Source organism: Azospirillum sp. TSO22-1 (assembly GCF_003116015.1).
GTDB lineage: Bacteria > Pseudomonadota > Alphaproteobacteria > Azospirillales > Azospirillaceae > Azospirillum.
The window spans coordinates 1-24,747 of sequence record NZ_LGQZ01000126.1; the positions used below are offsets into that span (position 1 = coordinate 1).

The window sequence follows — 24,747 nt, forward strand, 5'->3', positions numbered from 1 at the left end:
GCAGCCCGGCCGGCACCTACACCGATCCGCGCGGGCCGGACGCCACGCGGGAGATGCTGCGCTTCTTCCTCGCGAACCCGCGCCGCGCGCCACACCGGCCGTAACCGCCGGCCGGCGGCCTTATGGGACGGCCGCACGGCCGTCCCGCGGGCCGGCTCCGGCCGGAACCACCGGGAGCATGGCGTCCGCCCTGACCGCCTCGACGGCCGCGGCCAGCGTCGCCACAGTGATGAACGCCCCGCCGTCCGCCGCGTTCGGGGGCATGTCGGCCCGGTCACCCAGGATCGCCACGACAACCCGCGTGCCGACGCCGAAATGCCCGCGAACGCGGCGGACAAGGCGCTGGCTCTGCGCCGGGCTGAGCGTCATTCCGACCAGACAGACGCCGTACACCCCCTCCCTCGACAGACTTTCCATGCGGCGGACCAGGGGGCGCGCCTCGGCCATCAGCCCTTCGAGGCGCAGTAGATGCGCCAGCACGGTGGCCGCGGCGGCGTCGATCTCGCTGAAGGCCGGCAGGCAGAGGACGCCGCCCTTGCGGCGCAGCAGGGACACCACGCCCTCCGGCTGCGGGGTGTCGCCGTTCGGCGGGCCCGGTGCCTCGGGAGGATCAGTGAGCGCCTCGACGATCTCTCCGGTCACCTCGGCGATGGAGACGCGGGTTTCGCGCGGCATGCCGCCGGCCCGCCGGTCCTCTTCGGCGAGGCGTAGCGCCGGAACGACCACCATCTCGTAGACGTGGAACAGGGGCTGCCCTTCCCCTTCCGCCTCGCAGATGGCGATGGCCTCGACCGCGTCGCCGGCCAGCATGCGCTGGTAGAGCCGGGTTTCCGGCGACAGCGCCGGACGGTCGCCCAGGATCACCTCCATGAAGTGGAGCTGCGGCACGTGCCGGCCGAGCACCACCAGACAGACGGTGAGCGGCGTCGCCAGCAGCAGGCCCACCGGCCCCCAGATCATCGTCCAGAAGACCGCGGCGACCAGCACGGACAGCGGCGACAACCCGGTGCTCGATCCGTAGAGCCAGGGCTCGACCACATTCCCCGCCACCATCTCCAGCACGACGAAGATGGCCAGCGTCAGCAGCGGCACCGTCCAGCCGGGCGACACCGCCAGCGCCACCATGATGGGCAGGCTCGCGGCGATGAACGAGCCGATGAACGGAACGAACCGCATCAACCCGGCGATGATGCCCCACAGCAGGGGATTGGGCAGCCCGACCGTCCACAGGCCGAGTCCGATCACCGTCCCGAACGCCGCGTTGAGGGCGAACTGCGCCAGCAGATAGCGGCTCAGCCGGCTGACGCCATCGTCGATGGCCGTGGTCGTGCGTTGCAGGTCGGCCGACCCGGCCAGCCGGATCAGGCGGTTGCGCAGGTCTTCCCGTTGCAGGAGGATGAAGACCGTGAAGACGATGACGATGCCGGCCGACGCCAGCGGCCCCAGGATCGGACCGGCGTACTCGCCGATAATCGCGAGCGGCGAGGAGGTCTCCTGAACCTCGACGGCGACGGGCTTCGGCTGGGTGGCGGGCGCGCCGGCGGATCCGTCCGACGCCTTGGCAATGGCCTTCCGCAGGTCGTTGCCCAGGTTGGTCATGCGCCGCAGCAGCCCGCCTTCGGGAGCGGCGTCGCGCACGCTGCCGATCTTGTCGAGCAGGTTCTGCTCGTATTCCGGGATCTTGCGGGCAAGGTCGACGACCTGCAGCGAGACGACGGCCGCGACGCCACCGAGGACGAGGAAGACCAGCAGCGTGACGGCGATGACGGCCGGGGTCTTCGGCACGCTCCAGCGCTGAAGCCGCTTGATGATCGGCGCCAGAGCGAAGCTGAAGAGGATGGCGAGCGCCAGCGGCTGGAACACCGCCCGGCCGAAATACAGCGCGACCATCGCCGCGGCCACGGCGACGATCAGCGTGATCACCGAGGTCGGGGGCCCCGCCGGAGCGACGACGCCCCCGCGACGATCGGAGGGATTGGCGACGGTCGATGCCACGGTGTCAGGCCTCTCTCACCATTCCCTGCCGTCGAGCGGGGAGGCGCGTTCCTCGCGGCGTTGATCGACGTGGTTTTGGAGACCACGGACAGCCGACATCAACGTGTCGATCCGGCTGGCAAGGGCCTTGTCGCCGGATGGGCCGCGACGATTGGTATCCAGGCCATACTGCCGAACGAGTTCCGAAAGGCGTCCGACCAACACCTCGATGGCGTCGTGCGCAATCATCCTGCACCTCGTTTTTGCTCAAATGGACAAAAACGGAAAGCCATCAAACGAAAACATCCGCGCACATCGCAGTTTCAAAGTTCGGCCGGGGCGGCAATTCCCATGCGGTGGATGAGATCGTCATGGGTGGCGATTTCGATCCCATCAACCTCCAGCAGCGAAAACTCCGTCGCTCCTGCCGCTGCCAAGGCTGAAACGCGGCGTTCGATCTCGAACATCCGGGCATGCCCTTCGTAGTAGCAGTCCCCATTCAACACGTAACACAAGCTGTAACGGTCCACCGCCCCTGCCGCGTGATCGCCGCTTGGACCGAACGCCTTCAGTTTCAGCGTGGCCATGGCACATTCTCCATGCACAGTCGGACAAACCCGGTCTTAAGACGGGAAGGTCCATAGGAAGGGGACAGACAGCCGTCCTGTCTAATAACCGAACTCGCGAAAAATGGTCCACGCGATCATCGCCACGATGATCCCAACGGGGATCAAGAACATCAGATCAGCGTACCATTTCAGTGACTTCGGGCTGTACGGTTTCACGGCGTTGCTCCACAGCAAGAAGGCGCATGCAAAAAAGCGCTTCCGAACGCGCCATCGGTGCAATGAATATGGAAGTCTGCAGCCCATTGTTTAATGGCAGGCAAGAGATTATTTCGGGTGCATCGGTATATGGACGCCCCAATTCCTGGTGTTCCCGCTTGTTTTTTTCGGACAGACCGGAGTGCGCCGATGCGCGAAGGGAGCCGACCCCGCCGATGAAAGTCTTTCACTGCCAGCACTGCGGCCAGATGGTGTATTTCGCGAACACCCGGTGCGAACGCTGCGGTCATCGTCTCGGTTACCTTCCCGACCGTGTGCTCCTGAGCGCCGTCGTGCCGCTGGAGGGCGATCGCTGGAATCCTCTAGCCGCCCCCGACCAACCGTCGCGGTTCTGCGCCAACGCCCTCCATGACGTCTGCAACTGGCTGGTTCCGGACGGGAGCCCCGACGCGTTCTGCCGGGCCTGCCGCCTCAACCGCACGATTCCCGACCTCGGCCGATGGGAAAACCGGGTGCGCTGGCAACGCCTGGAAACCGCCAAGCACCGTCTCGTCTATGGGCTGTTGAGGCTCGGCCTGCCCCTGGCGAGCCGGTTCGACGATCCGCACGCGGGGCTCGCCTTCGATTTTCTTGCCGCCCCGGAGGAGACGATCCGCGACCACGCGCAGATCGTCACGGGTCACGCGGCCGGCCTGATCACCATCGACATCGTCGAGGCCGACGATGCCGAGCGGGAGCGTCACCGGCAGGACATGGCGGAGTCATACCGTACGCTGCTCGGACACTTCCGCCACGAGGTCGGGCACTATTACTGGGAGCGGCTGGTCCATGCCGGACCGTGGCTTCCGGCGTTCCGCGGCCTGTTCGGCGACGAACGCCAGGACTATCGGGCAAGTCTGGACGCGCATTACGCACAGGGGCCTCCGGCCGACTGGCGGCAGCGCTTCGTCAGCGCCTATGCCAGCACCCACCCCTGGGAGGACTTCGCCGAGACCTGGGCGCATTATCTGCACATCGTGGACACGTTGGAGACGGCATACGAGTTCGGCCTGCGCGTCCGGCCCCGGATGGGAACCGATCCGGCCCTGACCATGGACATCGATTTCGACCCCTGTCGCCAACGCGACTTCGACCTCCTGATCCGAGCTTGGCTGCCATTGACCTACGGGATCAACAGCCTGAACCACAGCATGGGCCTGCCCGACCTCTATCCGTTCGTCCTGGCCCCGACGGTGATGGGAAAGCTGCGCTTCGTCCATGGCCTCGTCTATTCCTGACGGTCCATGGCGTCGCGGTCCCGGTTGGGCGCGGGTACCGAAACACCTCCCTATTTATGGTTAAATATTCTCTAACAAACGTATCGCCGATCCACCTTCTTGAGAGTGGGATTCCGGTTTATGTACGCCCTTGAGCGGCAACATCCGCCGCTGCGGCGCTTATTTCAATGTTGTCGATGCGATCACGGAAGTCGCGCGGAGGGAGGCATGAAGCCCTTTACCTACGAGCGCGCGACCTCCCCCACGGCCGCCGCGGCCGCCGAGCGCAACCGGGGCGCCCGCTTCATCGCGGGCGGCACCAACCTGCTCGACCTGATGAAGCTGGAGATCGAGACGCCGGTGCATCTGATCGACGTCAACGGCCTGACGCTCGACACCATCTAGCCGACGCCGGATAGCGGCCTGCGCATCGGCGCGCTGGTGCGCAACACCGACCTCGCCGCCGACCCGCGCGTGCGGCGCGACTACGGCGTGCTGTCCCACGCGCTGCTCGCCGGGGCGTCCGGCCAGCTGCGCAACAAGGCAACGACGGCGGGCAACCTGCTCCAGCGCACCCGTTGCCCCTATTTCTACGACACCAACCAGCCCTGCAACAAACGCCAGCCTGGCAGCGGCTGCGCCGCCATCGGCGGGTACAGCCGCCAGCTCGCCGTCATCGTCGGCGGCGAGGCCTGCATCGCCACCCATCCCAGCGACATGGCGGTGGCGATGCGCGCCCTGGACGCCACGGTGGAGACGGTGCGGCCGGACGGTGCGACGCGGACCAGCCTCATCTCGCCCTTCATCGGCGGCGGGTTCGGCGGCAAGCTGTTCCTGCGGGCCGACACGCTGCTCGCCGCGCTGGGCGCGCGGCCGGCCGGGCGGCCGGTCAAGGTGGCTCTCCAGCGGCCCCTGATGATGAACAACACCCCCACCGGCCCGCCACGATCCAGCGCATCCGCATCGGCGCCACCCCGGACGGCCAGATCACCGCCATCGCGCACGAGAGCTGGTCCGGCAACCTGTCCGGCGGCAAGCCCGAGACCGCGATGGACCAGACCAAGCTGCCCTACGCCGGCGCCAACCGCCTGACCGCCCCGCGGCTCGCCCACCCTCGACCCGCCGGAAGGCAACGCGATGCGCGCGCCAGGCGAGGCGCCGGGCCTGATGGCGCTGGAGATCGCCATGGACGAGATGACGGAGAAGCTCGGCCTGGATCCGTGCGCGTGCGCGATTACTCGGTCACGCTCGACAAGCTGCTGGACCGGATGCCGGAGGTGTGATGCACAACCGGCGCCGGTAATCGAACAGCCGCTCAGCGAGCCCGGCCAAAGTCGTCGGCCTTCAGACCGCCGCGCAGCAACAGCAGCACGGACTCACCGGCATCCAGGGTGATGACGGGCGCCCGGTCGAGCAGGTCCTTTGCGGCCTTGTCGAGCGGGCGGTCGATGCTGTGCCCGAGGATGCCGCCGATCAGGCTGCCGCCCCCGGTCAGCGCCGCCGCCGCGACGTCCACCGCCGTGCTGGCGGCGATCAGCAGCCCGGTCTGGAGCCACGGCACCTGCACCGACCCGGCCAGCCCCGCCGCGCCGGTGATGTCCGCTCCGATTGCAGCGACACGCACCGTGTCGTTGCGCGGCCAGGGGCGGGTGATCACCGGGTTGGCCACCTCGATGCGCTTCTGCCCCTTGCTGACGCCGCTGCCCACGTCCAGCGTCACCACCGAGCCGGCGGGCACCGCCAGACAGGAGAAGCCGGCGTCCCAGACGTCCTGCGTTACCCGCGCGGTGACGATGCCGCCGCGCTCGGTCACCACCCGGTTCACCGTCAGCAAGGGGATCGGCGTGCCCGGCGGCACGAGGCAGTCGGAGCCGGCCGCGGCGAAATCCGACGTTCCGGCGTGGGCGGAGGCGACGGTCATGCCCTCCTCCTTGCGGCTCCAGCCGCCGACGCCGGCCTCCATCGCCTTCTTGCGCAGCTCGTCCTCCTTCGGGGGCGCCTTGGCCTGCGACCGAGGCGGTGGAGGCGGCGGCTCCTTCTTCTCGATGCGGGGCGCCGGTGCCGGTGCCGGCTTGGGCGCCATATCCTCGTAGCTGGGCAGCCGCGGTTCCAGCTGGGTCGGACCGAGGGCGGCCGACAGCTTCGGCAATCCGCCGGCCCCCTGGCTGCGGCCCAGCATGTAGGCGGCCAGCCCGAGCCCGATCACGACGGCCGCCACCAGCAGGATGCGGACGACGTGCGGACCGGAAGTCACCACCCGATGCCGTGCCAGTGGATCAGGCGGCAGATGTTCGGTGTCGTTGGTCACGGGCGAGTCCTCCGGATGTGCACCTCCTGCGCGCCGGTCGCCAGCAGCAGGTGGTCGTGGATGCCGGCGACGCGGTAGGTGGCGTTCATCCGGCCGTACTGGACGGGGATGCGGGTGCCGTCGGCGCCGATGCGCCAGAGGATCGGCGCGCCGTAGGCGCCGAGGGCGCCGGGAGTGAAGTTGATCACCGTCACCTCGCCGTCGTCGCACACCGCCGGCTGGCTGTCGGGGGTCGGCACCGGCCGCCATTCGGGCGTGTCGCCGTCGAGCGTGTAGGTGCAGCGGCGGTCCCGGTACGCCAGTTCGGTGGTGCGGTCCCGCCAGTCGCCTCCGGCTGCGGCAGGAAGCGCGATCGCCTGACCGTTCAGGGTGGCGAGATAGTCCTCGGGATAGCGCCAGCGCACCTCGACATGGTGGGTGCGCTTGTGAGTCTCGACGTTGAGGTCGTACTTGCGCTCGCTGGTGAAGAGGGAGATCTGCTGGTTGAGGCCGGCGCGGCGGGGCATGAAGGCGATGCACTCGGTGCGCTGCGGCCCTTTGCCGAAGCTGTAGGGCTGGTGCGGGATCCACACCTGGGCGCCGGGGGCGACGATGTCGCGCACCACCTCGCCGGGCTTCAGGCAGACCAGGGTCTGGTTCCCCTCGGCCATGTAGACGAGGTATTGCAGGTCGGGCTGGTACCAGTACTCGCAGCTCTTGCCTTTGAAGCAGGTCAGCGTCGGCAGGTCGAGGGCCGCCTCGTTGGCCTGCCCCACCCAACTGCGGGTCTGCGCCCGCGATGGCCGCGGCCCGGCCTTCTCCTTCGGCTCGCGCTCCATCGCCGTCGGCGGGATGTGCAGGTCGGCCAGGGTGTAGGGGCGCTGCGAGGCGGCGGGGCCGGCGGCCGGCGCCGAGGGCGGCTCAGTGGCGCAGGCGGCGAGCAGTGGCAGCGCCAGCAGGGAAACCGGGAGTCTCATGGCTGGGGCTCCATCGTCTCGGACTGGGGGATGGGGTGGGCTTTGAGCGGCTCCTTGGCCTCGGCCTTCAGCGGGGTGCCGCTGGGCTCGGAGAAGCCGGAGATCGAGACGCCGTCGAGCGCACCGTCGCGCGAGGGGCCGTCCACGGTGACCACGGCAGCGCTCATCAGTGTCTTCGAGCGCGGCTTGAAGTCCCGGTACACCGTCTCGGTCCACACCACGTAGAAGGCGGAGGTGCCGGTCTTCGGATCGGCCTCGCGCTCCTGGACACGGATGTCGGCGACGTCGCGGGTCCAGCCCTCGGCCGGGGCGAGGTCGGCCGCCAGCAGGGCGTCCCACTTGCGCTCGGCGCCGCCGGTCAGCCGGGCGCGGGCGGCGGCGCGGTCCCTGGCCAGCATCACCGGGTCGGTGCCGATCTGGCGCTGCCAGCGGACGAACCACTGGACGGCGTTGATCCGGGCGCCCTTGGTCACGGTGATGGTGTTGTCGAGCAGCACCAGGCACTGGTGGCCATCCATCGCCTGCTCGACGCGGTAGACCGGCTTGTACCGGGCGATCTCCATCAGCTGGCCGGCGATGCGCAGGTTGTCCCAGGTCATCAGCGAGCCCCAGGACAGGCCGAGTGCCGCCAGGGCGAAGGTCCAGCGCTTCAGCCGCAGCGCCTTGGCCTCACGGCTGGCGCGGTAGGTCATGGCGGCGAGGTACTTCGCGCTGTCGGGCACGGCCGCCACCGGCGGGTCGTAGACGTTGACGACGCGCTCCTTCATGACGGGTCAGTCTCCCTTGTCGCCGGCCGGGCGGGCCGGGCCGGACGGCTTGCCCGGCGGGTCCTGCGGCCGCTCGGTCGGATTGGAGGCGGTGCGGCGCAGCCACGACTCTTCGCCGCCCCAGCGTTCGATGAGCCGGCTGGCCTGCCCGCGGGTGAGATTGGGGTCGACGGTGCGGCCGGCGGCGAGGCGGTCGAGTTCGCCGCGCTGGGCGTCGGTCATCGGTTTGTCCCAGCCGCTGCCCCGTGGGGCCGAGGCCCGGGAGCCACCGAAGCGGCCGGCCGGGTAGCGGCGCCCAGCCGCGGCGCCGGCGGAACCACCGCCGGTCCCACCACCAGCGCCGCCACCGGTGCTGCCGACGGACGCGGTCGCGCCGGTGGCGGTGTGGCGCAGGCCGCTCCACACCGCCGAGGCGCCGACAGCGAGGCTGCCGGGCGCCCCGGTGGTGGCCGCCGCCGCTCCGGCCATGCTGCGCATGCCGAGCCAGCCGGCGGTCCACAGCGCGGCCAGCGCCGTCATGCCGTCCATCACCGGGCCACCGTTGACCAGGCCGGCGGCGGCGCGCGGCGCCTTGATCGCCAGCACGAAGATCGCCGCCGCCAGCACCGCCACCCCGAACGCCTGGGCCAGCGTCGGCGTGCCGGCGAAGGTCAGCGCCAGCAGGGTAGCGCTGCACATGGCGATGACGCAGCCGAGCACCAGCAGCTTGAGCGCGGTGGCGGCGATGTAGCCGATGGCGCGCTCGGCGACGAAGCTGGTGGGACCGAGCACGGCGAAGGGAATGGCAAGGTAGGCGGCCAGCGACAGCAGGCGGTATTCCAGGAAAGCGAGGAACACCTGGATGGCCAGGATGCAGAAGCTGACGATCACCACCAGGGCGGCCAGCAGGAAGATGACGATCTCGACGAAGTTCAGGAAGAAATCGACCGGCCCCAGCATCTCCTTGACGCGCTGCATCAGCGGGATCACCGCCTGGATGCCGAGGTGGGCGATGTAGCCGGGGTCGTCGAGGGAGAAGCCGCCGCCCGGCACGAGGTTCAATCCCTGCTGGGCGGCGGCCTGCATCAGCGCCGCCGAGCCAGCCGGGAACCACTCGACCAGGGCGCCGATGGCGGCGAACTTCAGCAGCATGCGCAGGAAGGGGCCGTGCACCGCCGCCTTGCCCTCAAACAGCCAGAGCAGCAGCGCCAACGTGTAGGAGAGCATCATCAGCAGGCGCAGGGCGGTCTGCACGTCCGGCCCGAGCAGGCCGAGGCCGGTGACCACGGCGGCGGTAAGCTGGTGCAGGACGACGGAGAGGGCGCTGACGTCCATGGCGGTCACCTTCCCGGCGTGATGTACGTGCCGATGCCTTTCCAAGCCGGGTTGCTGCGCTCCAGCCGTTCCAGGGCGGACGCCCCGTCGTCGGAGCGGACGTACAGCACCAGGGCCACGGCGCCGATGATGCTGACGAGGAGTATCGCGCCAAGGGCGAGAAGAATGTGCCGGAGTCCCATGGCTCAGCTCCCCGGTGCGCCGTAGGTGTCGAGGCCCTGCCAGTTGATGCGGGTGTGCTGGCGGGCGCGCTCGACGGCGGCCTGCTCGTAGTCGAGCTGGGCTTCCGCCGCCCGGTGGTGGGCCGCCTGCATCATCAGGAGCTGGCCGGCGACCTCGGCGTTGAGCAGCGTCGCCTGGGTGCCGGCGTCGATGGCGCAGGTCTGGCCGTCGCACGCCTTCAGCGCCGTCATCAGCGCCCGGGCGCGGGCCGGGTAGTCCTCGATGCCGGTCATGACGTCGGCCGAGACCAGCTTGCTGGCCCGGCTGGCGTCGCGCGCAAGCCGCGCCTGCTCGGCTTGGTGTTCCGCCAGAGCCGTGGCGCTCATTCCCTCGGGCAGCATGTCGGGGTAGAGGTCGGCGAACTGCTGCCCGACGCCGTCCAGGCTCCACAGCACCCGGTCCACCAAGCCGGCGGCACGGCGGGCGTCGCCGAGCCGGACGGCGACCTCCACACGGGTGTCGAGGTCGGACAGAGCGCGCATGCGGATCATGTTGTCGATCTGGGTGAGCATGTGCGCGGTCTGGGCGATGATCTCGACTTCCTGGCGCTGCACCATCTCTTCGACGATGCGCGGCCTGCTCTCCACGATGGGGCAGCCGGGCGCCTGGGAGCCGCCGTTCCCCATCAGGCTGGAGCCAGCCCCCACGGCGGCGCCGACCGGACCGCCGGTGACGTAGCCGGCGACGGCGGACAGCGCGGTGCCGAACAGCCCGTCGCCCTCCTCGGAGAAGCAGCCGCCTCCGCCACCACCGCCGAAGAAGCTGTTGAGCAGTCCGCCCAGGAAGGCGTGGGCCGGAGGCGGGCTGGCGGTCAGGCCGACCGTGAGGGCGAGCGCCGCCGTGGCGGCGCGCAGGGTGCTGGTCTTCATGGGGAGTCTCCTTCATGGGGTGTCTCCAGGGTGTCGGCGGCCTCCTTCAGGCCGTTGCGGCGCAGCCATTCCGCGGCGAAGCGCTGTGATCCCACCTCGGTCCTCAGCTCGAAGGCCCGGCGCTTGTGGGCGGCCCCGCCGCAGCCGCAGACGGCAAGCGCCGCCGGATCGAGGGTCAGCTGCCCCAGCCGGCTGCCCTCGGGCGTCTTGAAGAAGAGGTCGCGGCGCGGCATGGCGCGGGCGACCTGGCCGGCCTGGGTGGCGTTCAGCCCCCAGTCGCGCAGGATGCTCCGCTTGGCGGCGTTGGGGTCGGCGAGCAGCACCAGGACCTGGATGGTCTTCAGCATCGCCGCGATGGCCGAGCCCTCGATGTCGTCGAGCTGGTGGGTGGCGAGCACCAGGGCGACGTTCTTCTTCGGCCCGCGCCGGCGCAGCTCGTCCAGTTCGGCCGGCTGGTGCTTCAGCGCCTTGAACGCCTCGTCCACCAGGAACAGGGTCGGCCGGCCGTCCTCGAACAGCCGGTAGAAGCGGCGGAACAGCGCCTTGATCACCGGGGCGGCGCCGGGGCCGCGGTCGATCAGCGCGCCGATGTCCACCGTGGTCCAGGCGGAGCCGAGGAAACGGTCCTCCGCCGCATCGACGAGGTCGCCGTAGGGGCCGCCGCGGCAATAGGGCTCCAGCGCGATGCGGACGATGTTGTCCTGCACCAGATGGGCGAGGTGCGACAGCGTGCGTTCGAACAGCGGCGAGACGGCCAGCAAGTGCAGCGCCGCATCCACCGCGTCGCCGGCTTCGGCCGCCGAGAGGTTGCCCGGCGCCAGCACGCCCTGGAGGCGCAGCAGGTCCATGACGAAGCTGTGGCCCCAGGCGAAGCCGTTGGGGGTGCCGACGTCGACCAGCGGCTGTAAGGCAAGGTCGCCCAGCGCGCCGTCGCCGGAACCCATGGACAGGAACTCCCCGCCGGCCGTCCAGGTCGCCACCAGCGACGTGCTCTCGGTGGCATCGACGTCGATCCACACCACGCGCCCATTCGGCACCCGAGCGAGGAACTGGTGGCCCATGAAGGCCAAGACGGTGGACTTGCCGGTGCGCGGCGGGCCGATCACCAGCGCCGCCCCGTCCTGCCCCTGGTGGATGTCGACCATCAACGGGGTTCCGCCCTCGGCCTCGACCTGCATCAGCGGATCGCATTTGAGGTGCGGGTTGCGCTCCGGCCCGCCCCAGGCCGACGACAGGATCAGGAAGTCGGCGAGCTGGACCTGGGTCAGCGGCACCTTGCGCGGGTTCGGCCGCACATGGCCGGGCAGCGTGCCGTACCACGCCCGCTCCGCCCCCCAGGTCTCCTCGATGACGGTGAAGCCCAGCGTGCGCAGCGCCTTGACCAACTCGTCCCGGCGCTCCTCGACCTCCTCGATCGAACGGCCCCACAGCACGGCGGTTGGGGTCATCCAGCCCGAGCTGGTGCCGGCCTGTTCGGCCTCCAACCGGGCGGCCTCGGCCTCCAGCGCCTCCATGACGCCGACCGGGTCGTGGCGCAGCGCGGCGTAGCCGCCGACGGCGCGCAGCAGCACCGAACGCCAGTCGTAGGAGGTGTCGTCGTGCTTGCGCCACAGGGCGGCGAAGACGCCGCGCGCCTGGACGTGGTCCATCGCCTCGAAGCGCACCGACCAGCGGAACTCGAACGGCAGCGTGTCCAGCGCGTTGAGCAGGCCGGGGTGGCTGACCTTGGGGTAGCCACCGATGCCGATTATCCGGACCGGCCATTCCGTCCCGCCGTTGCTCCAGGCCGGGAACGAGCCGGGCTTGAAGCCGACGTCCACCAGATTGGCCTTGATTGGGAAACCGGGAAGGTCGGGGGCGGTGACGTGACGCTGGTACAGGGGCGAGACGCAGTTGTGCAGCAGGGTCTGCACGCCGTCGTCGTCCAGCATCCTGGCCCACCCGACGGCGCGGCCGAGCAGGGAGGCGAACTGGAGCATCAATTGCCGGAAGGGCTCGACGTGATCGCGCATGACATCCGGCCGGGCGCGTTCCGGCGGGTTGCGGGTGAACCAGGAGGCCACCGTGCGGGTGGCCGGCCGGGACGGCGTGTACGTGATCGCCACGAAGGTGCGGGTGCGAAGCTGCCGGCCGGCGTCGTCGAGGCGGTCACGCCGCTCCCGATCGATCAACTCGGACACCGGGTGTGCCCCGGTGGAACGCGGGTAGCCGCCGGCCTCGCGCCGCTGCATCTCGAAATGGAAGGTCCAGCCGCCGGTGAAGGGGAACAGGACGTTGCCGGCGGCGAGCGCCGTCTGCATCCGCTCGGCCGGGTCCTGGCCGTCCTGGTCGCGACCGCCGTATTCGACCACGGCCATCAGCGCGCCGTCCTCCTCCAGCAGCACCACGCCGGGCCAGACGAAGCAGTCCCACGGCAGGTGCCGGGACAGGGAATCGAAGCCGTCGTCGAAGGCGGTCAGGTCGAGCATACCTCACCTCGGGGCGCGGTAGGAGGACAGGGACAGCGACCGGCCGCCGGTGCGCAACGCCCGCAGCAGCCAGGCCGAGGCGTTCTGGCGGACGATCTCCAGCCACCAGGGATCGCGGCGCGTCAGGTAGCGCGCCGTCAGGAAGACCAGCAGGAATCCCGCCACCGCCTGGGGGATGGCGCCCAGCGCCAGCCACAGCTCCGCGGCCAGCCAGACGGCGATAGCCAGCAGCTCCATCGGCACGCCAAGCGGCATCTTGGTCGGCCGCACCGAGGTGCGGCGCACCGGCTTCTCCCAGCCCTCGGGGAGCGACGGCAGCGGCAGCGGGGTGTCCATGCCTCAGCCCCCCGCCAGCGCGATGATGGCGTCGCGCGCCCCGTAGGCGGCGGCGCCGGCCACGGTGAAGACGAACACCACCACGCCGGCGATGCGGGAGAACATCGCCGCGACCAGCGCCAGCAGCAGGCCGGCGGTCACCGCGATCGGCACGAAGTTGGCGTCGAACACCGCCTGCCAGGACAGCAGTTCGGCGCCGAGATTGGCGATCACCTGGGCGTGCGCCGGCATCGCCGTCCACGCCAGCACCAGCGCCAGGGCCACTCCCCGGCGCGCGTCACGCAAGCTCCGCATGCTCACCTCCACCGTCAAGCTCCCCCGCCCCCAGCGGGCGGAGGACGAACCCGTGCTCCGGGTCGAAGCGCTCGACCCGGACGATCTCGTTGACGAAGCGCCGGCCGCTGCCGTCCCGGGCGAGGTGCACCACCGCGTGCACCGCCTTGGCGATCCAGCGTATCTGCAGGGCGTCCATGGCGACGCCGCCGAGGCCGACCATCTGGGCAATGCGGTCGAGCGCGTCCCAGGCCGAGCCGGCGTGCACGGTGCACAGCCCCGGATGCCCGGTGGTCCAGCCGACCACCATCTGCCGCGCCTCGGCCCGGCGCACCTCGCCGAGCACCAGGTGCGTCATCGGCACGCGCAGGGCGTTGGCGACCAGCGTCTCCAGGGTGACCGGCGGATCGGCCCACGGGTCGGCGACCATGGCGTAGGCAAAGGGGCACGGCGGTTCGAACTCGTAGGGGTCCTGAAGCACCGCCGGCAGCCCAGTGCGGAAGGCCGGTTCCTCCAGGCAGGCGCGCAGCAGCGTCGTCTTGCCGGTGTCCACGTCGCCGGCGATCACCACCGTGCGGCGCCCGTCGATCAGCCGGCGGAGGAGCCGCGCCTGGAGTGTTGTCGCGGCGCCGGACCGCACCCAGTCGTCGAGGGTGATGCGGCCGCGGTAGGGCTTGCGGATCGAGCAGGCCGGGCCGGTGGTGACCGGTTCGATGTCGGCGTGGATGCGCTCGCCGGTCTCCGGCAGGGTGACGTCGAGGGTCGGGCGGTCGCGGCGCAGCTCCTTGCGCTGGAAGCCGGCGACGTAGGCGAGGAAGCGGCGCACCTGATCGGGCTCGGCCTCGCGCACGAACTCCGGCGACGGGCCGTTCTTGACCAGCACCCGGCAGGTCCCCTGCCCGCGCAACGGCGGCAGCACCAGGACGTTGGCGACGTCCTCGCGGGACAGCAGGTCGCCGAACAGCCCGTCCATCAGCCGGCGCAGGGCGAGCAGCAGCATCTCGCGGCGCGCCGGCTCGTCGATCACCACCAGTTCGGTCATGCCCCGGCCTCCTTCGGGTGGAAGCCGTCGCGCACGCTGGGCACCGTGCGGCGGGGGTGGCCGAGCTGTTCCAGGATCGCCGCCTTGGTCGCGGCCACGTCCGCCGGGTCGAGGTCGTGCACGAGGTTGAGGACCGCGACCACGGTGATCAGCAGGTCGTCGATGCGGGCGACGGTGGCCTCCAGCCGCTCGGTCTTCGCCCGCTCGTGGGCGATGGCGTCGAGCCCCTTGTCGAGCACGTGGATCACCGCGTCGCTCAGCGTGCGCAGCCCCTGGCGGGTCTGGACCAGGGCGATCTGGTCGGCCAGCAGCGCCGGCACGCGGGCGGAGACCGGGCGGGTGGCGGTGGTGTCGGGGGTATCCGTCATGTCCAGAGCCTCGGGGGTTTGCCGGGACGCCGGGGCACCGCGGGCGCATCGCCCTCGGGGGCCGGGTCGGCGGTGCCGAACCAGCGGTTGGCGTCTGGCTTGGGAGTCCAGGCCGCCGCGGCGCGGCCGTAGAGCGGGCGCCAGTGCGGATCGGCGTAGGGGTGCAGGCGGGTGGCGCGGATCGGCTTGCCGTAGCCGAAGACGATCAGGTCGTCCCCGCCCATCTCCAGCGCCTCGTGCATCGGCAGCACCGGCCGGCGGTCCACCCGCACGCCGCGGCTGACGGTGGGGAAGAGGTCGAGCAGCCCCTTGGAGGTCGAGCGGGTCGGCACCTCCTCGATGGCCTCGCCGACCATGCGGCTGATGCGCTCGGCCTCGTCCGACGAGTTGGGGCGGAAGACCACCAGCCGGCAGTTGGCGGTGAGGCCGCGGCCGTACTCCTCCTCCACCTCCCACAGGCTCTGGGCCAGCAGCAGCAGGCGGATACCGTACTCGCGGACGTACTTGATCCACTCCGCCGCCTCGCGGAGATGGAATTGCAGGAACTCGTCGAGCACCACCAGCAGCCGCCAGCGCCGCGCCCGGCCGTCGTCGGCGAGATCCCGGTCGATGGTGAGGAAGTCCACCATCTGCGTCAGGATCAGCTTGAACACCCGGCGCAGGCGGCGGGCGTCGAGCGGGCGGGCGACGATGTAGAGAGTGACCGGCCGCTCGCCGGCCACGAGGTCGGCAATCGAGAAGTCGCTGGCGGCGGTCTGCTCCTCCAGGACGGAATCCTCGAACTCGGCGAGCAGCACCGAGGCGGTGACATAGACCGACTTGCGGTAGTGCAGGCTCTTGTCGGGCGGAGTGGACCCGCCGCCCGGCCGTCCCTTCCCCTCGCCCTCGCCGGTGCCGCGCTCCTCGGCCAACGCCAGGCTCTTGTCCCACAGCTCCTGGGCGGCGCGCTGGGCGGTCGGGTGGATGCCCTCGGCCAGCATCAGCTTGAGCCCGTCGTCGCCGAGCAGGATGTGCCGGCGGGCACCGGCCAGCGACTTCTTGGAATCGGCTGCGGCGGTCAACAGGAAGACGAAGACGCCGGTGAGGTAGGAGAAGGCGGCGTTGCGCCAGTGCCCCTCCTGCTCGCCCTCGGTGAGGACGCGGGCGGCGTGCTGGCAGTCGGGGACGAGGTACGGTTCCGGCCGCACCGCCATCAGTGGGTTGTAGCGGGGACCGCCCGACCGGGCGAGGTCGAGGACGATGACGTCGCCGAAGCGGGTGCGGGCGCGGCTGGTGTCCTCGGTGACCGAGCCCTTGAAGTCCCAGACCACCGCGCTTTCGTCCCAGGATGCCAGCAGGGTCGGGTGCACGGTGGTGGTGGTCTTGCCCGAACCGGTCGGGCCGATCACCAGCACCGGCTGCATGGTGCGCTCGTGCAGCAGGTCGCGGCCGTAGGCGCCGAGAATGACGGAGGAGCGATCGGTCATCGCCGCCCCCCTCCCAGCAGGCCACTGCGGCGCACGGTGGCGCGGTCGGCCCAGCGGCCGGTGCCGAAGCCCGGCCGGCGGGTCCCACGCAGGTCGAGGGCGACGCGGGCGGCCAGCGCCAGCGCGCAGAGGCCCGACACTACGGTGGCACCATCGACGATCCAGCGATGGCCGGGGGCCAGCAGCCCGCGCCAGCCGAGGAACTGGCCGGGTCCGTACAGGGCGATCGGGCCGACGCGCCACCCGCCGAAGACGGCCGGCCAGCCGAACAGCCAGCCGGTCAGCTCGGTGATGGCGAAGACGGCGGTAAGCCAGACCAGCAGCAGGGTTGCGCCGCGGCGGATGGAAGCGGTCACAGCTCGCGCCCTCCGAGATCGTGGAGGTCGTCGCGCCCGGCCTCGCGGCCGCGCTGCTGCTCGCGCAGGCGCTGCATCTCGACGAGCTGGCGGTCGAAATCGCGGCGCTCACGCTCGGTCATGTAGCCGAGGCGGTCGGTGGTCACCTCGACGGCGTCGTGGCGCAGCCAGCGCGAGACGACGTCCGGGTCGAGGTGGAGGTCGCGGTCGTGCTGGACGCCGCGCACCATGATGTGCAGGTGCTGGTTACCGTCGGGGTGGGCCATGTCGGGCTTGCGCTCGACCGAGGCCACCCACTCCAGGGGACCGACCCGGCGCTCCCAGGCGGCGACGACGTCGCGGCCGTAGGACACCATGTCGTCGATACGGTGGCCGTCGTTGGGGCTGACGATGAGGTGGAACACCCGGCGGTCGGCCGACCAGGCGTCCACGATCTCGGCGGTGTCGATGCCCAGTCGGTCGCGGTCGAACAGCGGCCCCTCCTTGGCGAGGTAGTTGGCCAACGCCGAGACGGTGTTCGGGTAAGCCCCGCGGGCACGATCGTGGTAGAGCACCTTGACCATCACCGGACGGGCGTAGGGGCCGGCCTGCGGCGGCGCGCCCTTGACGCGGACCTTCTGCATCGGCCGGCGGGTGTAGGCGCGGGCGAGGCGGCCGCCGCGGTCGGCCAGCGCCTTCATGCGCGCCTTGAAGCCGTCGTCGTCGAGGATGCCGCCGAACAGGCCGAACCGCTTTCCCATGCTCCACCCCACAGATCACCGGACGCAAATCCGGCATGATCATCGTTGAGCCGCGCGCCGCTCTTTCTCAACGTCTCGGATGAGTTAAGAGGATCGGCGCGTTGAATGCGCCTGCATTCCCAAGCATTTCTGGAATACAGATAAGCTGTTGATCTGTAACGGGACGAAACGACGCTGTAGACGCTCTTTTATCTTGCTGAATGGCCCTTCTTACTTCCCAAACAGCCGCTGTCTATTCTTTCCGGTGGCTGCCGGGCGCCTGTCTTTGCCGCCGTTCCTACGCCACGCCACGCCACGCCACGCCCGGTCCCGGAACCGCCTCGCTCAGTCCGGTTTCCCCGCCCGGCCGCGGCCGAACACCTCATCGACCAGCCGCCGGACATCGACCTCGGCCGGCCCGACAAAGTCGATCTCCTGCACCAGCAGCCCGGTGCCCCGGCTCAAGGCGAAGCTCATCCGTTCGCCCACCACCGCGGCGGCCACGGGCAGACGCAGGCCACAGACGGTCATTTCGGTGCCCGGCTCGATCTCCAGGCCCGCGGGGGCATGCGTCAGGACCACCGACGCCGTCAGGACCGGCTCGACCGCCAGCGCCTCGACCACCAACTGCATGGTGGCGGCGCAGCGCCCCACAGCGTCCCGTTCGGGATGCGTCGGCACCAGCACGGTGTCCGCCGCCAGCAGCGCCGCACGCAGGGCCGGAGTGGACGCCGCCGGGGTGTCGATGATCACGTGGTCGAAGCGGGCGTGCAGGCCCCAGACGCCGCAACGCAGGTGCGGGCTGGCGATGCCGATGGTCTCGAACAGCGCCGGCAGGTCGTTGCGCCGCCGGCATTCGGCCCATTCCAGGGCACCGGAGCGCTGGTCGGTGTCGAGCAGCGCCACCCGCTTGCCTTGCAGCGCCAGCTCGCCGGCGAGATGCACGGCCAGCGTCGTCCGCCCGGCGCCGTGGGCCTGGTTCACAAGTGCCACGATCATGAGGAACTGCCCTCCTCGGGAAAGGCGCCGTCCAGCAGCTCGCGCAGCAGCACCGCCATGGTCACGCCGCGGCGGAAGGCGGCGATCCTGATCCGCCCGCGCAACTCCGGCGTGATGTCCACCGTGAGCCGCGCGGTGTAGAGGTCCGCCTTGGGGGTGGCCGGCTCATCGCCGTGGCGCACCCAGGTGTCGGGGGTGCCGGGACGCGTCCCGAAGCCGATCCGCCCACCGTTCATCGCGCCGTCCCCCGCACTTCGGCGGCGAGCGCCGCCATCTCGCGGGCGGCCTGTGATCCGGGCGCCTCCTCGGCCGCCAGCCGGCCGGTGCGGGCGCAGCGGGCGAAGACGACGCGCTGCCCCACCGTCATGGCCAGGGCCGGCGGCACCGTGCCGGCGAGTTCCCGGCGGGCGTCGCGCAGCAGCAGCGTGCGGGCGATGCAGCGGTTGAGGACGAAGCGCGCCTCCAGGCCGGGCTTCCAGCCGCGGGCGTCGTCGAGCAGGCGCAGCAGCTCGGCCGACGCCCAGGCGTCGTAGGGGCTCGGCTGCACCGGGATCAGCACGAGGTCGGCGGCCAGCAGCGCCGAGCGAACGAGGCCGGTGACGCGCGGCGGCCCGTCGATGACGACGTGCTCATAGCCGCGGGCCAGCTCCGGCACCTCGCGGTGCAGCGTCTCGCGGGCCAGCCCGGTCATAGCGAACAGCCGGGGGAGTCCCTCGCGGTCGCGCTGCACGGACCAGTCGAGGGCGGAGCCCTGGGGATCGGCGTCGATGAGCAGGACCCGGTGGCCCGGACGTGCCAGCTCGGCGGCGAGGTGCGTGGCGAGCGTCGTCTTGCCGACGCCGCCCTTCTGGTTGAGCAGCGCCACGATCATGACGCCGCCCTCCGGAATCGGACGGCGTACCGCCCGTCCCCATGATTCCGCTGCCCCATCAACAAAGACTCTTTAGAGTCTCCGTTAGATACGTTAAGGGCGCGAATCGGCCATGTATACCAAGGGCTTGGATGGTGTCCGTGCACCCGATAGCACGAGTGCCGTGCACCCGATGGCACGAGCGTTTGCACACCCGATAGCACGAGCGGTGTCACCGGTTTATCCCCCGTGTCTGTGGATAAGTCTGCGGCGCGAAGCGCAACCGTTCGCTGCCGTCCGGCCGGCGCTCGACGGCCAGCCGGTAGCCCGGCAGCCGCTGGCGCCGGGCGATCGCGCGCAGGTCGATGGCGAAGTTGGCGAAGCGGGCGAGGCTGCCCGACTTGGCGTGCAGGTGGCGGAAGTCGAAGGCCCAGCCCTCGGCCTGGCGGCCGGCGTGCTTGCGGGCCAAGCGGTACAGCCAGCGCTCGATGCCGCCGGTGAGGCCGAAGTACTCCCGCCCGATGGTCAGCACGAAGGCGTCGGCAAGGACGCCCTGGTAGAACCAGTCCGGCAGGATCAGCTCCAGCCCCAGCGGCCGGCCAGCGGCGTCGGTCCGCTCCTTCCACTCGTTGATCCAGGAGAAGCGGTGCCGGCGCCGCAGGTCGGGCTGGCGCAGGTTGGTGACCACCGTGGTCGCCTGCAGCCGGTCGAGAGCGGCGCGCAGGCGCTGGTAGTCGCGCAGCGAGGTGCCGCGCCCGGTGAAGGTGAGGATCTGGTGCGGCGTCGCGCTGAGCAGGCGCGCGGTGCGCAGGCCGGCGTCGCGGGCCTCGACGAGCTGGCTGGCCGCCCAGATCAGCACGTCGGCGTCCCAGATGGTGGCGAGGCCGTGCTCGGCCGTGCCCTCGACGCGGATGCGGGTGTCGCCCGCGGCGTAGTCGATGGGGGCGGTGCGCTTCGACTTGGCGAGCGAGAAGAACGGGTGCGCCATCAGGTCCTGCTGGTCGCGCACCGCCATGTCGCCGGGCAGCGCCACGAACAGGTCGAGCTGCATCTGCCGGTCGCCGGCGCGGAAACCCCCGTCCATGGGACAGCTTCAGCGGCGCGCCGGGCGGGCGGGCCGCACGGTGCCAGCGCCGGGATCGGAGGTGGAGGTGCGCAGACCCTGGTCAGCCCAGCTCTTCAGGTCCTCGACGGCGTAGACCACCCGGCCGCCGATCTTGCGGTAGCGCGGGCCGGTGCCGTAGACGCGATGCTTCTCCAGCGTCCGGCCGGACAGGCTGAGGAAGCGCGCCGCCTCAGGCGTGCGCAGAAAGCGCGGCGGAAGGCCGCCGGTCTTATCGTCCATTCGTCCGTCTCCGTGTGCTGCGGGCGCCCCGGGGACAGAGGGGCGCGTCATAGAGCACGGTGGCGGAGGCGAACGATGATCAGGGAGGGGAAAGACTTTGTGGGGGCGAGTCCCCCGGCGGGGCACGCTTAACACCTTGAAAGTGCTTGACGTCGGCGCCTTTCAAGGGCTGGTACAAGGCGTATTGGACAATAATCTTGCCTGGAGAACAGCGTCATGCTGCCGGATCAGCGGCAATCCGGATTTCCGGATCGACCTCTTTCCGGACGGAGTGACCGTCAGCTTTGCGCCGATAGTGTTGAAAAACTCCCCGGTCCGGCGGAACGAGAAATTTTCCGTCTTGCCCTGATCATATCGGACAGTGATATCGCTTCGGGCTCTGGCAGAGCGACGCATTGTTGCGTGAAATCGGCTACGAAGCACTCGCCAGGGAGTTTTTCAACACTATCCGCCAATGACAGACATTCGGTGGCGTATTTGAAGCGGACAATCTGGCTGTCGGTCGGGGCGTCGAAGCACTGAATGAGCCTGCGAAGCCATTCTTCGAACGACGCCAGCGTGGACGTCATGAGCGACGGACCGTCCCCGTCGGCCGTCCCTGATCGCGCATTTGGTGAGGGCGGGCGATGGCGTCCAAAGAGACCAAGCACCGTGCACGCTCTATGCAGAGTAAAAACACAGATTGCTTGTTGAATACGCCAGTATGCATGCTCCTACTTTAATCATGATTTCAATGGTGATTGCCGCATACTTATGAGAAAAATATATCTATGTTGTTGTCGGCTTCTGCCCCAGGAGCGGTTGTGGACCTCATAGAGAAGCTCGTTACCACACCACAGCGCGAAAAGGCAGGAAGTCTCGCGCAAGACCGATTCGATTTTCAAGCGCACTGGAGCATTACCCATTTGCTCGACCTCCATGAGCAGGGGATCGATTACAATATCGCATTTGAATTCCATGATGATGTCTTCGTCATTGTCTACGCCGCTGGCGCACCGAAGGTTTGTTTCTTTCAGGTGAAGACAAAAAAAGCTGGATTCTGGACCATCGATGAACTCACGCGTCGAGAAAAAGGTAAAAATGGAACTAAACCCTCGGTTATTGGCAAAATGCTTGCAAACAAGGTTAAGTTTCCCGACGAGACAGACCATCTCGGATTTGTGAGTAACGCGCCCGCCATATTTATATCGAAGCCATATCCCTGCAAGTTTTGCGAAACGCAGGCGTCAGACTATGTGATGTTTATCACCGCTTTGAAAAACGAGTTTCCGAGGGTCGCCTGTGATGCGGATGGTGAGCTTTTCCATTTCCATAAGACGGATTTTTCCCTTGAGAAATATGAAACCTTTCTGAAGGGCCGCGTATTGGAATTTGTCCAAAACACATGCGGGATGCTTGCCTCAGGTCATGACGGGTTCCGGCTCGCACTTCTCGATCACTGTTGTGATCGCTCAAAAAACATGGACGACATCACATCGTTTGAGCAGCTTCTCACGGCGAAATTCATCCGCCGTTCCGATATGGATGGATGGATAGAAGGTCTCAAGCTTGCCAATCAAAGGAAACCGCCCTGGTCCGATGTGCAGCCACTGATTGCGCCATTCCTCTCTCCGGCAAGATTGCGGATCATCCGGCAACAATGGGAGAAGTACGAGACGGATCGCTTCAAGGTCACCGATGTGGGCCTTCACGAATTGCGATCGACGATCCGAAGCGTTCTCGACTCGTATTTGGAGACGAATCAGGAGGCATCCATGGAGGAGATCATGACAGACGTGTCAAATATCGTCCATGAGTCTGTTCGCCGCGCCGTGCCGCACCTGTCAGATAGCTATATCTATGCCGGCGTCCTCTATGAATTCCAGGCATACCATGAGAAGTGAAGAGCAATACAAGATGCTGGTTAGGCATCTCAGGAAGAAGCAACATGAAAAAATTGCGCTTAAAGGCATTGTATCTCCTGTCAATGACCGAAAAGGCCGCGAAGAAGGCGCCATTTCACCCCAACGTGACGGTGATCAAGTGAGCAAATGACGTTGGCAAGTCATCTCTGATCAAATCAATCTACTGGTGCCTGGGGGCAGAGCCAGCCATCGTTAATCCGGGCTGGAAGAAGGCAAACGTCTTTGGCCTTCTCGAATTTACCATTGATGAGAAGCCATACAGTATTTTGCGAACGGGTACGCTATTTCTAATTTTCGATGCAAATCGCAATATCCTCTTGAAGACGACGGATGTCTCGAAGGAATTGGCACCCTTCATGGCGGATATCCTTGATTTCAGTCTCGTCCTCACCAATCGCGCCGGAGCACCCGATGTCCCGCCGCCCGCTTATTGTTTCCTGCCTTTCTACATTGACCAAGATTACGGGTGGCGCAGCCAATGGTCCTCATTTGACAATCTCGGCCAATATGAAGACTGGAAGCCTGCTGTCATTATGTTTCATTCCGGCATCCGTCCCAATGCATATTTCGAGATCAACGCCGCGCTGAATGTCGAAAAGCAGGCCAAGTCAGCTCTTGAGAACGAGCGGAATATCGTGCAAGGGGCGCTCTCTCGCATTCAGGAACGCCGCAAACATGCGGCAATCGACATTGACCATCACGCCTACCAGAAGGCCATCAAGGAACTGCTTCAGGAGCTTTCCGGCCTTCAGGAACGGCGCACAACAATTACCGAGAAGCTCTCGAATCTCTCCAATCAGAGAACATTGCTGGATGACCAACTCAACATCACCAGAACCGCTCTCGGGGAATTTGATAGGGATTATCGCTTCATTCTCGATCAGCGCAGCTCTACAATTCGCTGCCCGACCTGCGGTACCGATCATGATAATTCTTTCTTTCACAGGTTTTCACTCCTTGAAGACCGCGAAGCCTGCCGCAAATTCATCGCAGATGCGGTTACGCAACTGGATAGACTGTCGCGCGATATTTCTCGCCAGCAAGAGGCCCTCAAAAAAGCAGACTTCCGGCTTTCCAAGATAAACCTATTAATGGCGCAAAAGCGTGGAAAGCTAAAGCTTAAGGATGTTATCGACGCCGAAGGGGAAAAGAAAGCCTACATCCTCATGCGGGGTGAGATCGACAGCCTTACGAGCAAGATCGATAAGATTAGGCGTCGTATAGAAGATTTGGAGGCGCGCCTGAAACCCTTCCTTGACAAGGAACGTCAGGAATTTATAGAAAAATTTTATTTTATGAAGATAGCCAAATTTCTTCAAGATCTGAATGTGACAACGGTCAGCGTCAAGAGCGTTGAGCGGATTGATTGCAAAATTAAGGCAACTGGCAGCAATCGCCCTCGCGCACTACTGGCTTATATCTATGCATTTCTCCATACTCTGTTCGAATTCTCTTCATCCTGTGCCTGCCCCATCATTATCGATTCCCCGAAGCAGGAAGATCTCGACGATAAGAATGCCGAGGCGGCTTTCCGGCTTATTTTTGGAGAACAGCCAAAAGACTCGCAACTTATCCTTGGGACAGTCTCGCTCCATGATGTTCCCCATGCGGGAGATACAATTACCCTGTCCCACAAGGACCGACTTCTTCAGGCGGATGAATACGAGTCCGTATTCACTTATATGCGTCCTCTGATTGATTTAATCTGACGGGAGCGCAATGACGGTATGGTTGCGGCGCTCCCCGGCTCCTGCCGGGGGCAGGCTCTATGCGCGAGGCGCACCGGGCCGCGGGGTGCGTCCCGGCCCATGCGAGTGATCGCGTCAGAACCTTGGACCGCCTTCAAATCGGAAACCCCGGCCGGCTTCATCGGAATCCGCACTGGAGGACCATCGCAAAGGTCAGCTCCTGGCGGATAGTGTTGAAAAACTCCCAAGTGAGTGCTTCGCAGCGGTTTTTCCGCAGCAATAAGTCTTTCCATCAGGGATTTAGAGCACATCATTGCGCAATACCGCCTCACTGAGATGGAAAATTTCTCGCCCCGCGAGGTCCGGGAGTTTTTCAACACTATCGGCGCAAAGCTGACATGCCAACAGACCGGGACTGGCTTCCCGTTCCCGCAAGCTTACATCAAATCTACAGCGGGATCCGTCGCCGCAACAGGTCGCGG

28 protein-coding genes and 1 pseudogene are annotated in these 24,747 nt (G+C 67.5%); 6 read left to right on the forward strand and 23 right to left on the reverse strand.

What is annotated here, in order from left to right:
• Positions 1-120: 120 nt before the first annotated feature.
• From TSO221_RS27740 to TSO221_RS27750, 3 genes are all read right to left on the reverse strand, one after another.
• Positions 121-1,995: an AI-2E family transporter gene (locus TSO221_RS27740; RefSeq protein ID WP_146208925.1), complete on the reverse strand. Its 1,875-nt coding sequence runs from the start codon at positions 1,993-1,995 to the stop codon at positions 121-123.
• A gap of 15 nt (positions 1,996-2,010) precedes the next feature.
• On the reverse strand, positions 2,011-2,223 hold the full coding sequence (locus TSO221_RS27745) for a hypothetical protein (protein ID WP_109121752.1): 213 nt from the start codon (positions 2,221-2,223) through the stop codon (positions 2,011-2,013).
• 74 nt (positions 2,224-2,297) lie between these two features.
• Positions 2,298-2,561, reverse strand: a complete 264-nt coding sequence (locus tag TSO221_RS27750; protein WP_109121753.1) for a hypothetical protein — start codon at positions 2,559-2,561, stop codon at positions 2,298-2,300.
• Positions 2,562-2,974: 413 nt separating this feature from the next.
• On the opposite strand from TSO221_RS27750, the gene TSO221_RS27755 reads away from it, so the two are divergent.
• The 3 genes and pseudogenes from TSO221_RS27755 to TSO221_RS27770 all read left to right on the forward strand — a co-directional run bounded on the left by TSO221_RS27755 (position 2,975) and on the right by TSO221_RS27770 (position 5,107).
• Positions 2,975-4,036, forward strand: a complete 1,062-nt coding sequence (locus tag TSO221_RS27755; protein WP_109121754.1) for a putative zinc-binding peptidase — start codon at positions 2,975-2,977, stop codon at positions 4,034-4,036.
• Positions 4,037-4,243: 207 nt separating this feature from the next.
• A pseudogene (locus TSO221_RS27765) lies at positions 4,244-4,810 on the forward strand (FAD binding domain-containing protein); the annotation flags it as partial.
• Positions 4,808-5,107, forward strand: a complete 300-nt coding sequence (locus tag TSO221_RS27770; protein ID WP_282187840.1) for a molybdopterin cofactor-binding domain-containing protein — start codon at positions 4,808-4,810, stop codon at positions 5,105-5,107. The pseudogene TSO221_RS27765 and the gene TSO221_RS27770, both read left to right, overlap by 3 nt.
• Before the next feature lie 223 nt (positions 5,108-5,330).
• Here TSO221_RS27770 and TSO221_RS27775 read toward each other — a convergent pair whose 3' ends face one another.
• From TSO221_RS27775 to TSO221_RS35165, 20 genes are all read right to left on the reverse strand, one after another.
• Entirely contained in the window at positions 5,331-6,323 is a 993-nt protein-coding gene (locus tag TSO221_RS27775; RefSeq protein ID WP_109121755.1) for a TrbI/VirB10 family protein, read from the reverse strand.
• Positions 6,320-7,279 (reverse strand): TrbG/VirB9 family P-type conjugative transfer protein, encoded by a 960-nt coding sequence (locus TSO221_RS27780; protein ID WP_109121756.1) that lies wholly within the window; start codon positions 7,277-7,279, stop codon positions 6,320-6,322. The genes TSO221_RS27775 and TSO221_RS27780 overlap by 4 nt, the downstream gene beginning before the upstream one ends.
• Entirely contained in the window at positions 7,276-8,046 is a 771-nt protein-coding gene (locus TSO221_RS27785; RefSeq protein ID WP_109121757.1) for a hypothetical protein, read from the reverse strand. Before TSO221_RS27785 ends, TSO221_RS27780 begins: the two co-directional genes overlap by 4 nt.
• A 6-nt stretch (positions 8,047-8,052) precedes the next feature.
• Complete coding sequence (locus tag TSO221_RS27790) at positions 8,053-9,360, reverse strand: type IV secretion system protein (RefSeq protein WP_109121758.1); 1,308 nt, start codon at positions 9,358-9,360, stop codon at positions 8,053-8,055.
• 5 nt (positions 9,361-9,365) lie between these two features.
• Complete coding sequence (locus tag TSO221_RS36120) at positions 9,366-9,542, reverse strand: hypothetical protein (RefSeq protein ID WP_199229659.1); 177 nt, start codon at positions 9,540-9,542, stop codon at positions 9,366-9,368.
• A 3-nt stretch (positions 9,543-9,545) separates the two neighbouring features.
• Positions 9,546-10,451 (reverse strand): hypothetical protein, encoded by a 906-nt coding sequence (locus TSO221_RS27795; RefSeq protein ID WP_109121759.1) that lies wholly within the window; start codon positions 10,449-10,451, stop codon positions 9,546-9,548.
• Positions 10,448-12,919: a conjugal transfer protein TrbE gene (locus TSO221_RS27800; RefSeq protein ID WP_109121760.1), complete on the reverse strand. Its 2,472-nt coding sequence runs from the start codon at positions 12,917-12,919 to the stop codon at positions 10,448-10,450. The genes TSO221_RS27795 and TSO221_RS27800 overlap by 4 nt, the downstream gene beginning before the upstream one ends.
• Positions 12,920-12,922: 3 nt before the next feature.
• On the reverse strand, positions 12,923-13,255 hold the full coding sequence (locus TSO221_RS27805; protein WP_109121761.1) for a VirB3 family type IV secretion system protein: 333 nt from the start codon (positions 13,253-13,255) through the stop codon (positions 12,923-12,925).
• A 3-nt stretch (positions 13,256-13,258) separates the two neighbouring features.
• On the reverse strand, positions 13,259-13,549 hold the full coding sequence (locus TSO221_RS27810) for a hypothetical protein (protein WP_109121762.1): 291 nt from the start codon (positions 13,547-13,549) through the stop codon (positions 13,259-13,261).
• On the reverse strand, positions 13,533-14,570 hold the full coding sequence (locus TSO221_RS27815) for a CpaF/VirB11 family protein (protein ID WP_109121763.1): 1,038 nt from the start codon (positions 14,568-14,570) through the stop codon (positions 13,533-13,535). Before TSO221_RS27815 ends, TSO221_RS27810 begins: the two co-directional genes overlap by 17 nt.
• A complete protein-coding gene (locus tag TSO221_RS27820; protein ID WP_109121764.1) occupies positions 14,567-14,938 on the reverse strand; it encodes a hypothetical protein in 372 nt (123 codons plus the stop codon). Before TSO221_RS27820 ends, TSO221_RS27815 begins: the two co-directional genes overlap by 4 nt.
• Complete coding sequence (locus tag TSO221_RS27825) at positions 14,935-16,404, reverse strand: type IV secretory system conjugative DNA transfer family protein (protein WP_109121765.1); 1,470 nt, start codon at positions 16,402-16,404, stop codon at positions 14,935-14,937. Before TSO221_RS27825 ends, TSO221_RS27820 begins: the two co-directional genes overlap by 4 nt.
• Positions 16,401-16,760, reverse strand: a complete 360-nt coding sequence (locus TSO221_RS27830) for a hypothetical protein (protein WP_109121766.1) — start codon at positions 16,758-16,760, stop codon at positions 16,401-16,403. Before TSO221_RS27830 ends, TSO221_RS27825 begins: the two co-directional genes overlap by 4 nt.
• On the reverse strand, positions 16,757-17,500 hold the full coding sequence (locus tag TSO221_RS27835; protein WP_109121767.1) for a hypothetical protein: 744 nt from the start codon (positions 17,498-17,500) through the stop codon (positions 16,757-16,759). The genes TSO221_RS27830 and TSO221_RS27835 overlap by 4 nt, the downstream gene beginning before the upstream one ends.
• 324 nt (positions 17,501-17,824) lie before the next feature.
• Positions 17,825-18,478, reverse strand: a complete 654-nt coding sequence (locus TSO221_RS27840) for a division plane positioning ATPase MipZ (RefSeq protein ID WP_109121768.1) — start codon at positions 18,476-18,478, stop codon at positions 17,825-17,827.
• Entirely contained in the window at positions 18,475-18,714 is a 240-nt protein-coding gene (locus tag TSO221_RS27845; protein WP_109121769.1) for a chromosome partitioning protein ParB, read from the reverse strand. Before TSO221_RS27845 ends, TSO221_RS27840 begins: the two co-directional genes overlap by 4 nt.
• A complete protein-coding gene (gene parA / locus TSO221_RS27850) occupies positions 18,711-19,349 on the reverse strand; it encodes a ParA family partition ATPase (RefSeq protein ID WP_109121770.1) in 639 nt (212 codons plus the stop codon). The genes TSO221_RS27845 and parA overlap by 4 nt, the downstream gene beginning before the upstream one ends.
• A gap of 211 nt (positions 19,350-19,560) precedes the next feature.
• Complete coding sequence (locus tag TSO221_RS27855; protein ID WP_109121771.1) at positions 19,561-20,412, reverse strand: replication initiator protein A; 852 nt, start codon at positions 20,410-20,412, stop codon at positions 19,561-19,563.
• 9 nt (positions 20,413-20,421) lie between these two features.
• Positions 20,422-20,673 (reverse strand): helix-turn-helix domain-containing protein, encoded by a 252-nt coding sequence (locus TSO221_RS27860; RefSeq protein ID WP_109121772.1) that lies wholly within the window; start codon positions 20,671-20,673, stop codon positions 20,422-20,424.
• 278 nt (positions 20,674-20,951) lie between these two features.
• Positions 20,952-21,242 carry a hypothetical protein gene (locus TSO221_RS35165; RefSeq protein ID WP_146208926.1) on the reverse strand — a complete coding sequence of 97 codons (291 nt, stop codon included), beginning with the start codon at positions 21,240-21,242 and terminating at the stop codon, positions 20,952-20,954.
• A gap of 234 nt (positions 21,243-21,476) precedes the next feature.
• Between TSO221_RS35165 and TSO221_RS27865 the strand changes: the two genes are divergently transcribed.
• The 3 genes from TSO221_RS27865 to TSO221_RS36220 all read left to right on the forward strand — a co-directional run.
• Positions 21,477-22,556, forward strand: coding sequence for a dsDNA nuclease domain-containing protein (locus TSO221_RS27865; protein ID WP_158284232.1), 1,080 nt, complete (start codon positions 21,477-21,479; stop codon positions 22,554-22,556).
• Between the two features lie 377 nt (positions 22,557-22,933).
• Positions 22,934-24,286 (forward strand): hypothetical protein, encoded by a 1,353-nt coding sequence (locus TSO221_RS35170; RefSeq protein WP_146208927.1) that lies wholly within the window; start codon positions 22,934-22,936, stop codon positions 24,284-24,286.
• A gap of 231 nt (positions 24,287-24,517) precedes the next feature.
• On the forward strand, positions 24,518-24,747 hold a 230-nt coding region (locus TSO221_RS36220; RefSeq protein ID WP_211099140.1), incomplete at its 3' end, for a hypothetical protein.

Coding starts and splice junctions, on each gene's coding strand:
- TSO221_RS27745 (WP_109121752.1), bottom strand. CDS start 2,223: ATGATTGCGCACGACGCCATCGAGGTGTTGGTCGGACGCCTTTCGGAA.
- TSO221_RS27750 (WP_109121753.1), bottom strand. CDS start 2,561: ATGGCCACGCTGAAACTGAAGGCGTTCGGTCCAAGCGGCGATCACGCG.
- TSO221_RS27755 (WP_109121754.1), top strand. CDS start 2,975: ATGAAAGTCTTTCACTGCCAGCACTGCGGCCAGATGGTGTATTTCGCG.
- TSO221_RS27780 (WP_109121756.1), bottom strand. CDS start 7,279: ATGAGACTCCCGGTTTCCCTGCTGGCGCTGCCACTGCTCGCCGCCTGC.
- TSO221_RS27785 (WP_109121757.1), bottom strand. CDS start 8,046: ATGAAGGAGCGCGTCGTCAACGTCTACGACCCGCCGGTGGCGGCCGTG.
- TSO221_RS27790 (WP_109121758.1), bottom strand. CDS start 9,360: ATGGACGTCAGCGCCCTCTCCGTCGTCCTGCACCAGCTTACCGCCGCC.
- TSO221_RS36120 (WP_199229659.1), bottom strand. CDS start 9,542: ATGGGACTCCGGCACATTCTTCTCGCCCTTGGCGCGATACTCCTCGTC.
- TSO221_RS27795 (WP_109121759.1), bottom strand. CDS start 10,451: ATGAAGACCAGCACCCTGCGCGCCGCCACGGCGGCGCTCGCCCTCACG.
- TSO221_RS27800 (WP_109121760.1), bottom strand. CDS start 12,919: ATGCTCGACCTGACCGCCTTCGACGACGGCTTCGATTCCCTGTCCCGG.
- TSO221_RS27805 (WP_109121761.1), bottom strand. CDS start 13,255: ATGGACACCCCGCTGCCGCTGCCGTCGCTCCCCGAGGGCTGGGAGAAG.
- TSO221_RS27810 (WP_109121762.1), bottom strand. CDS start 13,549: ATGCGGAGCTTGCGTGACGCGCGCCGGGGAGTGGCCCTGGCGCTGGTG.
- TSO221_RS27815 (WP_109121763.1), bottom strand. CDS start 14,570: ATGACCGAACTGGTGGTGATCGACGAGCCGGCGCGCCGCGAGATGCTG.
- TSO221_RS27820 (WP_109121764.1), bottom strand. CDS start 14,938: ATGACGGATACCCCCGACACCACCGCCACCCGCCCGGTCTCCGCCCGC.
- TSO221_RS27825 (WP_109121765.1), bottom strand. CDS start 16,404: ATGACCGATCGCTCCTCCGTCATTCTCGGCGCCTACGGCCGCGACCTG.
- TSO221_RS27835 (WP_109121767.1), bottom strand. CDS start 17,500: ATGGGAAAGCGGTTCGGCCTGTTCGGCGGCATCCTCGACGACGACGGC.
- TSO221_RS27840 (WP_109121768.1), bottom strand. CDS start 18,478: ATGATCGTGGCACTTGTGAACCAGGCCCACGGCGCCGGGCGGACGACG.
- TSO221_RS27845 (WP_109121769.1), bottom strand. CDS start 18,714: ATGAACGGTGGGCGGATCGGCTTCGGGACGCGTCCCGGCACCCCCGAC.
- parA (WP_109121770.1), bottom strand. CDS start 19,349: ATGATCGTGGCGCTGCTCAACCAGAAGGGCGGCGTCGGCAAGACGACG.
- TSO221_RS27855 (WP_109121771.1), bottom strand. CDS start 20,412: ATGGACGGGGGTTTCCGCGCCGGCGACCGGCAGATGCAGCTCGACCTG.
- TSO221_RS27860 (WP_109121772.1), bottom strand. CDS start 20,673: ATGGACGATAAGACCGGCGGCCTTCCGCCGCGCTTTCTGCGCACGCCT.
- TSO221_RS35165 (WP_146208926.1), bottom strand. CDS start 21,242: ATGACGTCCACGCTGGCGTCGTTCGAAGAATGGCTTCGCAGGCTCATT.
- TSO221_RS35170 (WP_146208927.1), top strand. CDS start 22,934: ATGGCGGATATCCTTGATTTCAGTCTCGTCCTCACCAATCGCGCCGGA.